Raw genomic sequence first — 13,188 nt, 5'->3', positions numbered from 1 at the left:
ATATCGCGTCACAGGAGATTAAGGTAAAGAGCAGGCCAAGAGTTTGCCCTTTCCCTTTTTTGCTATTACGGGAAGTGTGAGCGGAGCCGTTGCCATCTTTTAAGCCATTTTGAGCGGTCTTCTCAAAAAGGCGCGCAACGAGTGTGGAGCCACTGCCACCGCATAAATAAGTAGGCAAATGTTAAACGGTTACCATTCAATTTTAACCCTAAGCTGTTGAGTTTAATCTCAACAGCTTTATTTTCGTCATTTTACACAATTGTCCATTGTAGTTGCTGGTCTATTTCAAGCCGAGCCCTCATATACTTTCTTAGAGAGAAAAATCAACAAATGGAGGACTGACATGAAACGACTTCTAATTGTAGCAACTATTTTATGCACGATCGTACTTATTATTCCCACTATGCTGGTCCTTTTTGTTTCAGAACCTGCCGATAGCACAACGACGACGGTTCGCACAGTAGCACTCGAACAACCGGAACAAGCTTGGTCTTATAATCCGGAAGAGGATGTGGCTATTGCCGTTTTTCGTTCACAATCGGAGCAAATTGAAAATGTACCACTTGAAAAATACGTAATGGGTGTCGTTGCCTCTGAAATGCATCCAAATTTTGAAATGGAAGCTTTAAAAGCCCAAGCTCTAACGGCGCGTACATACATGCTAAAACATATACTCAGCCCTAGAGATGTACAGCTACCAGAAGGAGCCATGGTTACCGATACCGTCACACACCAAGTATATAGAAATGAAGCGGAGTTAAAAGAAAGTTGGGGCGCAGATTATGACTTATATATGGCCCGTATTCAAGAAGCGGTCCTATCCACTCAAGGCCAAGTATTAACCTATGATGGGGAACCAATCGATGCCGCTTTCTTTTCAACGAGTAATGGCTATACAGAGAACTCTGAAGACTACTGGGAAAATGAATTTCCTTATTTAAGAAGCGTGGAAAGTCCTTGGGATCAATCATCGCCTCGCTTTAGTGCAGAAAAGGTGATGGCTGTTTCGGAATTCCAAGAAAAGCTAGGTGTATCCCTTCCGGATGATGGATCTGTTGGCACTATTTCAGAGCGAACAGATGGTGGTCGCGTTGCGAAAGTAGTCATTAACGGAACCGAATTAAGCGGTCGTCAAGTTCGGGATAAACTAGGTCTTGATTCATCTGACTTCCAGTGGCAACGCCAAGGCCAACAAATCACGATCCAAACAAGAGGATGGGGTCACGGCGTCGGTATGAGTCAGTACGGAGCTGACGGCATGGCTAAAGAAGGCAAGACCTACCAAGACATCGTTACACATTACTACCAAGGCATCGAAATTGAAGGCCTTGACCCGTATGTAGCACAAATGACAGCAAAAGCAGAATAGCAGAATAGCCTCGAGGATCATTAAATTAAATGGTCCTCGGGGCTTTTGTTGGTAGAGAGAGTGATTTTGTTAAAAGTTGGAGAGAAGTTACTATAAAGCAATTGAAAGTCGCGAATAAAATGGAAAACTTGCGAAATAATCCTTAGTCCGTGACGCTTTAGAAGAACAATTGAAAACAGCGTTATAGCTACTAAAAAACGGCTCTTACATAAGAAATTTCATTACTCATGCATAAAAAAATTGCCTTTGTCGAAAACTAATTTAAAAAATTTTTTTGCAAGATGTATAGATTGTCATCAATCTGATCAGAATGATGGCAGAGGTGATGAGAAATGAGAGAAGAAGAAAACAAACGCTCTTCTAAATCTGAAGAAAAATCAATGAATGTAAAAAGTCTATTACGTAAACGCTGGATGTTACCTGCTTTGTATTTAGTGGCTGCTGCTGGGGTATTAAGTGCAGTATTCATTATGCAAGGTCAAGAGGAATCTGCAGCGCCACAGGACAGCGTGGAAGTAACAGACCCAAGTCAAGCCGGGAATGCCTATCCATATGGTGAAGATGCTGTACAAGTAACAGCTTCATCAGAAGTTGTAAAAATGCCAGTTGTGAATGAAGATGATGTAACAATCGTAGGTTATTTTTATGATGTGAATGGAACACCAGAGGAACAGCAAGAAGCTCTTGTATACTACAATAATACGTATTTCCCGAATAAAGGTATGGATTTTGCACATGTAGATGGCGAAAGCTTTGATGCTGCTGCTGCATTAAGTGGTACGGTAATCAAAGCGGAGAAAGATTCTTTACTAGGTTATGTTGTTGAAATTTCACATGAGAATGGTGTTGTAACGCACTATCATAGTTTAGAAACAGTGGAAGTGGAAGAGGGAGCTACCGTTCAGCAAGGCGATGTTCTTGGCCGTGCCGGACGTAATAGCTACAATTCAGATGCTGGAATTCATGTGCACTTTGAAATTCGTCAAGACGGAGTAGCTGTCAATCCGAATGATGTCTTCCAACAACCAATTGATTCTGTAAAAGATATTGCAGAGGATCAAGATAAAGAAAAAGAAAAAGAAAAAGAAAAAGAAAAAGAGGAAGAAAAGCCTGCAGAAGATGAAGAAAAAGAAGAAGATGGTGCAGCGGATGAAGAAGAAGAAGTAGCACCAGAAGATCACAATGATGAAGACGAAGATCAGCCAGAACAAAATGAATTAGGTTAATATCAAATCACAAAAGGCTAACTCTTAAGTAGTGTCGAAAACTACTTGGGGGTTAGTCTTTTTTTCCATTAGAAAACGTTGACATCTATCTGAAAATTTGAAATAATACATTTTGTAGACACATATAATAAAGTAAGGTTAAGCAGGTCAAGGAACTGCTTTTTTAATGAGAATTATGATAACGCTTTCAAATATTGTCCATTCGGAAGGAGGAACTTAAGTGCTTTATGTCTTTTTATTGATTACGCTTGCCTCGGTTGTATTTGCTTTTCGTCTAAAAAAACCACTACTCCTCTCTTTGCCTTTTGCATCGATTTTTGCTTATTTAATCGTTCAAATTGCGATGGTACCACTTGGTTTTTTTGAAACACTTAAATTTATTTTTCAGTTGAGGTAGTCAAATGAATAATAGAAAACAACAAGTGACCCATAAACAGACCGACTATTCAGTATGTGCACAGTGTAAAAATAGGAAACTAGAAGAGATGCCAAATGTTCGATATGTTCTTTTCTTAAGTGTGTTACCGTGGATCATGGCCTTGATCCTATCTTATTTTGTTCATAGTATTTTTCTTGTTTGTATACCACTCATTGGATTCCTCAACATGAAAGCTGCAAAGCGAAAACCTCTTAGACGTTGCCAATCTTGTCATCATATTCAACCACATCAAGTGATACAAAGTTAGTAAAGTCCTTTTAAGAAAAACATGCTGCCATGAGCAGACCCACGAGTCTATTCTCAAAAAGGAATCTAAGCGCGTGCGTGACTCGAACCGTTTAATGCCACGTGCTAAAAGGAAGGTTGTGGCATCGTAAAAACGAGTTAACTCTTTTAAGGGGGGATGCCAAAGGGAATGACCGGCTTTGCAGCTTGACTATGAAAAGGAGGAGTTAGAAGTGAGAAAAATTGATAAGAGTGTGGCTGATGCTTATTTCCGTGCTAGAACGATGCTTGTTGTCATCTGCTTGATTCTTGGTGGAATGGTGTCCTTTGGTGTTGTTGCTTTTGCCGAAGCCTTGAGTGGGTTTACGATCATGGGAATGCCTGCGCATTATTATATGGGTGCTCAAGGTGCAGTTGTAACCTTTGTTGTCTTGCTTTTTGCGAACGCTATCATTAGTGACAAAATTGATCAAAAGTTTGGAATTGATGAAGAGCACAACACGAGAGTGAGCTCAGGAAAAGTATTAGACCACTAAAATAGATGATTGATAGGGGGTTACACATATGGATCAGCAAACGATTGTGTCGGTTCTGCTTATCTTGGCAACGTTTGGACTTTATATAGGTATATCGGTTTTTAATCGTGCAAAAGCAACTTCGGACTTTTACGTAGCGAGTCGAGGCGTTCCGCCGTTTTGGAATGGGATGGCGATAGGTGGAGACTGGATGAGTGCCGCATCCTTTATTGGGATGGCTGGTACGGTGATGATTCTTGGATATGATGGTTTGGCCTATATTATGGGTTGGACTGGAGGCTATTTATTTCTTACTTTCTTACTTGCACCACAACTACGAAAATATGGGCGTTACACCGTGCCAGAATTTATCGGTGACCGTTTTGACAGTAATGCGGCCCGCTTAATTGCAGCGATTGCGACGATTATTATCAGTTTCACGTACATCATTGGGCAGTTATCCGGTTCAGGGGTCGTGATCGGACGTATCTTAAACATCGATGCGATGTACGGAACGATGATCGGGGTTGTCGTTATTGCGATTTACGCGACGCTCGGTGGGATGAAGGGGATTACTTGGACTCAGGTCGCTCAATATATGATTCTCATTATTGCTTATATCATTCCAATCGTATTTATGTCCCTTCAAATCACGAGTAATCCGTTGCCATGGCTTACATACGGGAAGATCGTTAGTGAGCTTGGAGAGCTAGACCGAGCACTTGGGATATCTGAATACTTTGCGCCATTTGCTGACAGTGATAAGTCACAGTTTATTGCGTTAATGTTTACGCTAATGGTTGGTACGGCTGCACTTCCTCACGTTATCGTTCGTTTCTATACCGTAACAACGATGAAAGCAGCTCGTTGGAGTGGAGCATGGGCGTTAGTCTTTATCGCACTTCTTTACTTATCAGCTCCTGCTTATGCAGCTTTCTCTCGTTTCATCTTAATGACTCGTGTAGCTGGGCAACCACTTGATCAATTACCGGCTTGGACAGAAACGTGGGTCAATACCGGGCGACTACAGCTTGCTGATGCTAATGGTGATGGCATTTTACAATGGAGTGAAATTATCATTTCAAATGACATTGTCGTCATGGCGACGCCAGAAATTGCGAACTTAGGTGTATTTGTTATCGGGTTAGTTGCAGCTGGTGCGATGGCAGCCGCTCTTTCTACAGCGGGGGGACTTCTGATTACGATTTCGTCTTCTTTTGCTCATGATATTTACTATCGCTTAATGAATCCAAGTGCAAGTGATAAAAAACGACTCGCAGCTGGACGCTGGGCGATTGTTCTTGCGACGGTGGTTGCAGGTGCTGTTGCACTAAATCCACCAGGGGTTATTACGCAAATTGTAGCGTGGGCGTTTGGTTTAGCTGGTGGTACCTTCTTCCCTGTCTTGCTACTTGGGGTATGGTGGAAACGCGCCAATAAGCAAGGGGCGATCGCCGGGATGCTAACAGGTTTAACGGTTACACTTGGTTATATTCTTCTTGCAAGAAGTGGCATTACACTATTTGGTATTCAAGATACAGGTGCCGGTTTAATTGGGGTTCCAATTAACTTAGCTGTGACGATGATAGTTTCCTTAATGACGGCAGCACCTTCGCAAAAACTTCAAGATGATGTGGTTGACCTCCGCTATCCTGAGCAAATGAGCTATCGTGATGGAGAGGTATGGATGGATGACGCAGCAGGAAAATAAGTTTCACGATCAAATTCGCAAGCATCCGATTTTCGTTGGATTGAGTGACTCCAAATTTGAGGAGATCCTGGGTGCTTGCGTACTCAAACACTACAACAGGAATGAAAAGGTGCTTTATTCAAAGACACCAAGAGAAGGACTTCTGCTTATCCTAAAAGGGATGGCAGAAGTTTTTGTTGCAGCTGGCCATTTTAATGACAGGCCAGGTCAACGCTCTAGCCAAAGCCACCAGAAGGAGGTCCTGGAGGTTTTGCAAAAAGGAGATATGATCGGCTTTTCAAGCTTAGCTGACTTTTTAGGCGGGAAAACAGAAGAGCCTGAGCGCTATTCTGTTGACGTTCAAGCTATAGAGGACGCCACTTGCCTTCACATTCCTTACCCTGTTATGGAAGCGATGTGGGATGATCCTGCTGTTCGTGACTTTGTGTTGCAGCAAGTGACGGTTCGGCTACAAGACATTTACGCATCGTTTGCGGAGCAAGTTCAATTAGCAAGTAAATGGGGAGAGAGCGAGCCCTTTATCAGGCGAATTCAAGATGTCATGAATGTGCCTGTAGTGATCGTCGATATGGAAGATGACATTCAAGACGTGGCAGCGGTTATGGTGAAACGCCAAACGAGTTCGGTCGTTGTGTTGAATGACAATGATCAGTTAATTGGCATTATTACCGAAAAGGATCTAGTAGAAAGAGTCGTTGCCAAAGGTCTCGGGGCAGGGACGATCGCTCAAGATGTGATGACGCCGCACCCCTATATTATTTCGCGGGACGCTTATTACTACGAGGCGATGTCGAGTTTTCTCATGAATGGCATTAAACATTTACCTGTCATGGATCGTGGCCGAGTCATTGGGATGGTGACGCTCTCTGATTTACTACGAAAGAAAAATCGCGGGACAATGGAACTGATCCAAACAATTGAACAATCGACATATGATACCATTCATGAACTGAAACCAGCGATGTATGAAGTGTTAGCGAATTTGATTCAAGATGGAATTCCAACGGTTCATACCCTTGATGTCATGACAAAGCTATACGACCGCTTAGTACGCCATGCCATTGAACTCGCACTTCAAGCAGTAGGAAATGCGCCTGTTTCGTTTGCCTGGTACATGATGGGCAGCGGGGGACGTATGGAGCAATTTATGTTAACCGATCAAGACCATTTCCTTGTGTATGAAACCCCAGAACCAAACGCACAAGCAGAAGTGGGCGCTTATTTTGAAAAACTAGGGATGGAGATTGTCAGACACCTAGAAGCAGCCGGCTATAAACGATGCCCTGGTTTAATGATGACAAGCGAAGCGCAGTGGCGAGGTTCACTACAAAATTGGCATGATCGAATGCGTGGGTGGGCGCTCCGGGCGACAAATGAAAATGTCCTGCTCGTTCATAACTTTTTATCGTTTCGCTGCGTATATGGAGACGAAGCCTTACATGATCAATTTGTTCATATGATCGAAGACCAATTAGAGAAATCGAGAATCTTTTTATATCGGATGGCGGAGTTAGAAAAGGAACAACCTGTTCCCACTTTTGATCATCCAATCAGGGCGCTTTTTCGTGTTAAAAAAGAATCAATTGATTTAAAAAAACATGCTCTGTTTCCCCTTCATCACTGTTTGCAACTGCTTTGTGCAAAACATAAATTACTAGAAGGGCATTCTCTCAACCAAATCGCCCTTTTGACTGAAAAAAATGTGTTCTCAGAGGAGACCGCTGACAACCTTCGTTTTGCCTATGAAGTGATTTTGCGCATTCGTGTTGAACGAGCATGGAGCGCTTATCGCTTAGGAGAAGAGAGCTCAAGTCAAATTGAAATGAAACATTTGAGATTAAAAGACAAAGAAGAGCTCATGATGGCTCTCAAAACGATTCGAAGCTTACAAGGTGAAGTGATATCATCATTTGGATTATCGTAGCGACAAAGGGGTTTAAAGCCCCTTTATGGCCTCTTAGTAGATTGGAAAAAGGGAGGGAATAACATGTTTTGGAGAAAGTCGTTCGTCCCTACGGCTCAAACGAATAAAGATATACCGTTAAACACACCTGCCACTAATCTTACGTTTACGGTATTTGATACGGAAACAACGGGCTTTGCTGTTGGTTCACAAGACCGCATCATTGAAATAGGTGCCTGTCAGGTTAAAAATGGCAAAGTTCAAGAAAAAACCTTTCAAACATATGTCAATCCGAAAAGGGACATCCCTCCTGAAATTACGGAATTAACCGGCATTTCGAATGTAACTGTCGAACAGGCTCCTCATTCGCTCGAAGCGATTCAAGATTTTTTTCAATATGTGGAGGAGGGGCAAGGGGATATTTGGCTTGGGCATTATGCAAGCTTTGATTTGCTTGCTATAAAAAAAGAAATTCAGCGTCATCAGTACCGAATCGATTTTCCTATTTGTCTAGATACACTCGATTTGATCGGATATTTAAGTCCAGCTCAACATATGTTAGATTTGGAGATTTACGCAAGTCAATTTGGCTCTAGAATTTACGACAGACACCAAGCGCTAGGGGATGCGCTAACAACAGCACATCTTTTCTGTGAGCTTTTATATCATCTAGAAGAGCGCGGCAAAACGACGCTTTTTGACCTCATGGAGATCAGTCGTATCACAAAACGTCACACACTATTCTGAAAAGTCAAGCATGTCCTGATAATATTATGGTATATCTCGGTGCTCGCCCTAATAAACTGTACCAATCACCCAACACAGAATTAGGGAGGCGAGTCGTGTGCACGATTACATCAAAGAGCGAACCATCAAGATTGGTAGGTATGTTGTCGAGACAAAAAAGACGGTGAGAACGATAGCCAAAGAGTTTGGAGTCTCGAAAAGTACCGTACACAAAGACCTCACAGAAAGATTGCCAGAAATTAATCCAGAGCTTGCTAATGAAGTAAAAGAAATTTTGGAATACCACAAGTCCATCCGGCACCTGCGTGGTGGGGAGGCAACGAAAGTGAAATACAGAAAAACGACAGATGATGCAGAGCCAATTGTTAAAACGAGAAATTAATTGTCAAATCATGTAACTTTTTTCGAAAAAAATACCCCCTGTGAGAACATTCTGTGATAAAATCAACAATTAGGTAAATCGTAATAAAGATACGATTATGTTCGGTATAACAGGGAGGAAAAAGAATCATGTTTGGTCGAGATATTGGTATTGATTTAGGAACAGCAAATGTCCTTATATATGTCAAAGGTAGTGGAATCGTCTTAAATGAACCGTCTGTTGTTGCTATAGATACAACAACGAAACGAGTACTTGCAGTAGGGGAAGAAGCGTTCCGCATGGTCGGACGTACACCAGGAAATATTGTTGCCCTACGCCCAATGAAAGACGGTGTCATTGCAAACTTCGAAATGACTGAAGCAATGCTCAAACATTTCCTAGGCAAGATTAACGTCAAAAGCCTTTTCTCAAAGCCTAGAATTCTAATTTGTTGTCCAACCAATATCACATCGGTTGAACAAAAAGCGATTCGTGAAGCAGCAGAGAAAAGTGGCGGGAAGAATGTGTACTTGGAAGAGGAACCGAAAGTGGCTGCAATCGGGGCTGGCATGGATATTTTTCAACCAAGCGGTAACATGGTCGTAGACATAGGCGGTGGAACAACAGACGTTGCTGTTCTTTCGATGGGTGATATCGTTACTGCCTCTTCTATGAAAGTTGCCGGTGACCGCTTCGATGCAGACATTCTTTCTTACATCAAGAAAAGGTATAAGCTCCTGATTGGTGAGCGTACTGCTGAAAACATCAAAGTACAAGTCGCAACAGTATTTCCAGGTGCGCGTCAGGAAGAAATTGACATCCGTGGACGTGATATGGTAAGTGGACTTCCACGTACAATTACGGTACACTCAAAAGAAATAGAAACAGCTCTAACAGAGTCTGTTTCTTACATTGTACAAGCTTCTAAGCAAGTGCTTGAACAAACACCACCCGAACTATCTGCAGACATTATCGACCGTGGTGTCATCCTAACAGGCGGCGGCGCCCTTCTGCACGGAATTGACTTACTACTAGCTGAAGAGCTAAAAGTCCCAGTCCTCGTCGCAGAAGAACCCATGCACTGTGTCGCAAAAGGAACAGGCATCATTTTAGAAAACTTAGATCGCATGTCGAGTAAAAAAGTCAGAATATAAAAAGGGCGAACTTCCCTTTTTATATTCTGACGAAGCGATGAGCGTAGCCATCGCCACGACCTTAACAACCCAATAAAGACCAAGGCACCGCATAGACTCTCTTAAAAATCGAGAGACAAATAAGATATGCGCCAAGGCACCTAAAAAAGTCGCGCTGAAACAAAGAAATAACTACGATAAAAAACTCATAGAAGGCGCCTGCAAGCATACCCATGCATGAGCATAGCGCCTTCTTTTTATAAGTGGACCAATATGTTTGACTCCCTGTAATCAGGCACCATGGACCTTAGCAAAACCAGAAACATCCAGTTCCATATTTTTGAATTTTAGTCGATATACACATAGGTAGTGAGAGAAACCGAGGAGGAACGTCCATGCTTCGTGGAATGTACGGGGCTGCAGCGGGAATGATCGCACAGCAGCAACGCCAAGAAATGTTAACGAACAATTTAGCTAACGCAAATACCCCGGGTTTTAAAGCTGATCAAGCGTCTCTAAGAGCTTTTCCTAATATGTTGATCAAAGCAATGGGTACAACTAGCATGCCAAATGGACAAGCTCCAACAATTGGGGAGTTAACGACAGGTGTGTACCTCCAAGAACGTATGCCGAACTTCCGTCAAGGGGATCTAATGGAAACGAGCAACAATACGGACATCGCTCTTTTACAAGGGGTGATGCCGCAAACGGAGTCAGGACGTCCTGGAGCACTCTTTTATACCGTTGAAAACCAAAATGGGGATTTACGCTTTTCGCGCAACGGAAACTTCACCATTGATGGAGCCGGCTTCTTAACCACAAGTGAAGGGCACTATGTGCTTGGAACAAATGGTGACCGAATTCAAGTCGGGAATGAGGAATTCCGAGTAAATGAAGCGGGCTTTATTACAAACGACGCAGGAGCTCAAGTAGCGCAGCTTAATGTCGTCTATGCAGAAGACCCGATGCTACTAGTAAAAGAAGGTAACGGTCTCTTACGTTTTGAGGGAGAAGGAAACCTTCCAATAGCCGTAGGCAACGAAGCCATCAGCTATCAACTGCAACAAGGCTTCCTCGAACGCTCAAACGTAGATGCCTCACAAACGATGACCGAAATGATGAATGCCTACAGAGCCTTCGAAACCAACCAAAGAATCCTACAAGCCTACGACCAAAGCATGGAAAAAGCCGTTAATGAGATTGGGCGTATTGGCTAGAGAGAAAGTTAAAAAAGGATGGTTTTACCTTTTTTAACTTTCTCGAAGCAATGAGCGAAGCCGCTGCCAATGTTTTAAGCCTTTTCGAGCGAACTTCTCGAAAAGGCGCGCAGCGTGCGTAGCCATTGCCACTCGTGGCCCTTTATAGCAAGATTAGCGCCAAGGCACCTAATAAATCTCTGTTAAAAACCGAATAATAAATAGCTGCCAATGTTTTAAGCCTTTCTGAGCGAACTTCTCAGGAAGGCGCGCAGCGTGCGAAGCCATTGCCATTCGTGGCTTTAATAGCAAGATAAGCGCCAAGGCACTTAATAAGGCTCTGTTGAAAATCGAGAACACAACAGGCTGCCAATGTTTTAAGCCTTTTCGAGCGAACTTCTCGAAAAGGCGCGCTAGCTGAGCGAAGCCATTGCCACTCAGTTTAAGTTTACTAGTCTAAAACCAATAACCAACAAACCATAAATCACTGCATTCGACACCCAACCATTGCCCAACAACAGTATAAATGAGGGATGACAATGAATACATCGATGATTGCTGCATCAGTGGCAATGGGTCAGCTCCAACGGAAGCTAGACACCATATCTCATAATATCGCGAATACCAATACAACTGGTTTTAAGCGACGGGAAGCAACGTTCTCGGACTTACTCTTTCAGCAAGTGAATAATCAATCTAAATCACAATACGAAGGAGGCCGTTTAACACCTAACGGCTTACGTGTGGGTGCAGGTGCGAAAATAGCCCAAACCGCACTTCGGTTAGAGCAAGGTCCTTTGATGACAACAGATCGTGAGTTGGATTTTGCCATTACCGAGAAAAATCATTTTTTCCGAATTCAAACGTTGGAAAACGGTAACCCAGCAGAGCGTTTAACGCGTGATGGTGCGTTCTATTTAACGGAAGATCCGGATAACCCGCAGCAATTAACGATTGTGACAAGCAATGGTGATTTTGTTCTAAATAACGCTGGAAACCGGATTAACCTTCCATTACATTTCCAATCTATTAGTCTCTCTGGAGCCGGTCAGTTGCTCGTAACGCAAACAGACGGAACGCAGCAAAATGTTGGCGAGTTTGGTTTAACAAGAGTACTTAAGCCCCAATTACTTGATGCAATTGGTGACAATCTCTACCGATTACCAGACTTTGCTGCCCTTGGAATCGCCGCAGCAGACGTCTTTGAAAACGTAGCAGTAGGCAACCGAATTGCACAAGGTGCACTTGAAGGATCCAATGTCGACTTAGGACGAGAAATGAACGAACTAATCATGACACAACGCCTCTACCAATTTAACTCAAGAGCCATCTCAATGTCAGACGAAATGTCAGGATTGGTAAACGGATTAAGGAGGTAGAGTTTTATTAAAAAGGTTGGTTTTCACCTTTTTAATGAAACGAAGCAATGAGCGAAGCCGCTGCCAATGTTTTAAGCCTTTCTGAGCGGGTTTCTCAGAAAGGCGCGCAGCGTGTGAAGCATTGCCACTCAGGCCTTTAAAGCAAGATAAACGCCAAGGCGCCAAAATAGGCTCTGTTATCATTTGAGATAAAACAGGCTGCCAATGTTTTAAGCCTTTCTGAGCGGGTTTCTCAGAAAGGCGCGCTAGCTGAGTGAAGCCATTGCCACTCACGGCCGACAACAACATAAGTAATACCTTTTCGAATACTTACAATAAAAGTCTTTTCAACTAAAATCAAATAAGGTTTACCGATTTGAGGAGAGTACGATGACCAACAAACAATCTAACGAAGAAAAACAACATACAGATAAAGAACTGACTGAAGAAACCAATCTTCCTTCGACAGAGGATAACTCTGAGAAAAACGAAGCAACGATCTCGAGTGACGAGGAAATGTCTTTTAAGGAAAAAGACGTACTCGAAGAAGAGGAACTGGAGTTTGACGAGGAAGCCCAGTCTGATGAAGAGGCGATGGCTGCTGCAAAAGAACTTGACCAACTTGATCAAGATGCCGATGACGTGCACGTTGAGGCGGAAGCAGAATTGGGTGAATCGACTAGTGGTGCAAAACAGCCAGAGCAGATTATGGAGGAAGATGGAGTCTCTGTCTCTGAGGAATCAGAGGAGGAGACGAGAGAGCAAAGGAGAGAAAAACGGCGTGAGAAAAAACCACGTTTGCGTTTAATTCCAATTTGGCTTCGAATTTTGATTTCCCTTTTGCTGATTGGTGGCAGCTTAATTCTAGGTATGATGTTTGGATATGGTGTGATTGGTGGAGGAGAGCCTGGTGAGGCGATTAGGCCAGAAACCTGGTATCACATTGTTGATATAATTCGAGGCAATTAATTGTCTCGATTTTTTTTAGGTTAAAATGTCATAGCC

The 13,188-nt window shown here is 42.9% G+C and carries 13 protein-coding genes; all 13 read left to right on the top strand.

All coding sequences use genetic code 11. The features are described from left to right. Positions 1 to 343: 343 nt before the first annotated feature. A complete protein-coding gene (gene spoIID / locus PQ474_RS09460) occupies positions 344 to 1,369 on the top strand; it encodes a stage II sporulation protein D (protein ID WP_273842326.1) in 1,026 nt (341 codons plus the stop codon). 332 nt (positions 1,370 to 1,701) lie between these two features. Then, entirely contained in the window at positions 1,702 to 2,595 is an 894-nt protein-coding gene (locus PQ474_RS09455; RefSeq protein WP_273842324.1) for a stage II sporulation protein SpoIIQ, read from the top strand. Between the two features lie 220 nt (positions 2,596 to 2,815). Beyond that, entirely contained in the window at positions 2,816 to 2,992 is a 177-nt protein-coding gene (locus PQ474_RS09450) for a hypothetical protein (RefSeq protein ID WP_273842322.1), read from the top strand. 4 nt (positions 2,993 to 2,996) lie between these two features. Then, complete coding sequence (locus tag PQ474_RS09445; RefSeq protein WP_273842320.1) at positions 2,997 to 3,281, top strand: hypothetical protein; 285 nt, start codon at positions 2,997 to 2,999, stop codon at positions 3,279 to 3,281. Between the two features lie 211 nt (positions 3,282 to 3,492). After that, on the top strand, positions 3,493 to 3,795 hold the full coding sequence (locus PQ474_RS09440; protein WP_273842317.1) for a DUF4212 domain-containing protein: 303 nt from the start codon (positions 3,493 to 3,495) through the stop codon (positions 3,793 to 3,795). Positions 3,796 to 3,823: 28 nt separating this feature from the next. Continuing rightward, positions 3,824 to 5,485, top strand: coding sequence for a sodium:solute symporter family protein (locus tag PQ474_RS09435; RefSeq protein ID WP_273842316.1), 1,662 nt, complete (start codon positions 3,824 to 3,826; stop codon positions 5,483 to 5,485). Further along, entirely contained in the window at positions 5,466 to 7,409 is a 1,944-nt protein-coding gene (locus tag PQ474_RS09430; RefSeq protein WP_273842313.1) for a DUF294 nucleotidyltransferase-like domain-containing protein, read from the top strand. The genes PQ474_RS09435 and PQ474_RS09430 overlap by 20 nt, the downstream gene beginning before the upstream one ends. Positions 7,410 to 7,472: 63 nt before the next feature. Further along, positions 7,473 to 8,135 carry a 3'-5' exonuclease gene (locus PQ474_RS09425; RefSeq protein WP_273842312.1) on the top strand — a complete coding sequence of 221 codons (663 nt, stop codon included), beginning with the start codon at positions 7,473 to 7,475 and terminating at the stop codon, positions 8,133 to 8,135. A 97-nt stretch (positions 8,136 to 8,232) separates the two neighbouring features. Then, positions 8,233 to 8,517: a sporulation transcriptional regulator SpoIIID gene (gene spoIIID, locus PQ474_RS09420; RefSeq protein ID WP_273842310.1), complete on the top strand. Its 285-nt coding sequence runs from the start codon at positions 8,233 to 8,235 to the stop codon at positions 8,515 to 8,517. 128 nt (positions 8,518 to 8,645) lie between these two features. Beyond that, positions 8,646 to 9,650: a rod shape-determining protein gene (gene mreB, locus PQ474_RS09415; protein WP_273842308.1), complete on the top strand. Its 1,005-nt coding sequence runs from the start codon at positions 8,646 to 8,648 to the stop codon at positions 9,648 to 9,650. Between the two features lie 374 nt (positions 9,651 to 10,024). Continuing rightward, entirely contained in the window at positions 10,025 to 10,846 is an 822-nt protein-coding gene (locus PQ474_RS09410) for a flagellar hook-basal body protein (RefSeq protein WP_273842306.1), read from the top strand. Between the two features lie 518 nt (positions 10,847 to 11,364). Then, positions 11,365 to 12,204 carry a flagellar hook-basal body protein gene (locus PQ474_RS09405; protein WP_273842303.1) on the top strand — a complete coding sequence of 280 codons (840 nt, stop codon included), beginning with the start codon at positions 11,365 to 11,367 and terminating at the stop codon, positions 12,202 to 12,204. Between the two features lie 369 nt (positions 12,205 to 12,573). Further along, positions 12,574 to 13,152 (top strand): DNA-directed RNA polymerase subunit beta, encoded by a 579-nt coding sequence (locus tag PQ474_RS09400; RefSeq protein WP_273842301.1) that lies wholly within the window; start codon positions 12,574 to 12,576, stop codon positions 13,150 to 13,152. The last annotated feature ends 36 nt before the right edge of the window (positions 13,153 to 13,188 follow it).

The sequence above is a fragment of the Halalkalibacter alkalisediminis genome (assembly GCF_028610705.1).
Lineage (GTDB): Bacteria > Bacillota > Bacilli > Bacillales > Bacillaceae_D > Halalkalibacter > Halalkalibacter alkalisediminis.
This window is presented reverse-complemented; position numbering and strand designations above follow the sequence as displayed.

Coding starts and splice junctions, on each gene's coding strand:
- spoIID (WP_273842326.1), top strand. CDS start 344: ATGAAACGACTTCTAATTGTAGCAACTATTTTATGCACGATCGTACTT.
- PQ474_RS09455 (WP_273842324.1), top strand. CDS start 1,702: ATGAGAGAAGAAGAAAACAAACGCTCTTCTAAATCTGAAGAAAAATCA.
- PQ474_RS09445 (WP_273842320.1), top strand. CDS start 2,997: ATGAATAATAGAAAACAACAAGTGACCCATAAACAGACCGACTATTCA.
- PQ474_RS09435 (WP_273842316.1), top strand. CDS start 3,824: ATGGATCAGCAAACGATTGTGTCGGTTCTGCTTATCTTGGCAACGTTT.
- PQ474_RS09430 (WP_273842313.1), top strand. CDS start 5,466: ATGACGCAGCAGGAAAATAAGTTTCACGATCAAATTCGCAAGCATCCG.
- PQ474_RS09425 (WP_273842312.1), top strand. CDS start 7,473: ATGTTTTGGAGAAAGTCGTTCGTCCCTACGGCTCAAACGAATAAAGAT.
- mreB (WP_273842308.1), top strand. CDS start 8,646: ATGTTTGGTCGAGATATTGGTATTGATTTAGGAACAGCAAATGTCCTT.
- PQ474_RS09410 (WP_273842306.1), top strand. CDS start 10,025: ATGCTTCGTGGAATGTACGGGGCTGCAGCGGGAATGATCGCACAGCAG.
- PQ474_RS09405 (WP_273842303.1), top strand. CDS start 11,365: ATGAATACATCGATGATTGCTGCATCAGTGGCAATGGGTCAGCTCCAA.
- PQ474_RS09400 (WP_273842301.1), top strand. CDS start 12,574: ATGACCAACAAACAATCTAACGAAGAAAAACAACATACAGATAAAGAA.